The following is a 399-nucleotide window of genomic DNA, read 5'->3' as shown; positions in this document are numbered from 1 at the left end:
GGGACTGCGGACAAAAAGTTGGACCGTTGAGGTCCGGAACGGAGTCCGCATGGCATACAGTAGGAGAATGGTGGAGAGGGCCAGGGCGCTTCGCGGCGCCGGGCTCACCGTCATGGAGATAACCGAGATACTCGGCGGGCCCGGCAAGACGTCCGTCTGGCGCTGGATCAGGGACGTGCGCAAGCCCGCGGGAAGGGCCGGTGGAGGAATGGACCTGCCGCGACTCGTCGGGGACGGCCCCGACTACCCCGACATCGACCCGGAGGACAAGGACGCCCTGATCGAGCGGCTCAGGCTCGAGAACGCGGTGCTGAGGGCGGTGCAGGACGTTTTAAAAGCCGGGAGCCTCGACGGGATGTCGAACAGGGAGAAGACCCTGGTGATAGACCGCCTGAGGCC

The 399-nt window shown here is 65.9% G+C and carries 1 pseudogene; it reads left to right on the top strand.

Features of this window, described 5'->3' with window-relative positions:
* Positions 1-49: 49 nt before the first annotated feature.
* A pseudogene (locus tag ACQQ92_RS08440) lies at positions 50-399 on the top strand (hypothetical protein); the annotation flags it as partial.

It is taken from the genome of Collinsella sp. SGI.241 (assembly GCF_050312955.1).
In the GTDB taxonomy this organism is placed as follows: Bacteria; Actinomycetota; Coriobacteriia; order Coriobacteriales; family Coriobacteriaceae; genus Collinsella.
This window is presented reverse-complemented; position numbering and strand designations above follow the sequence as displayed.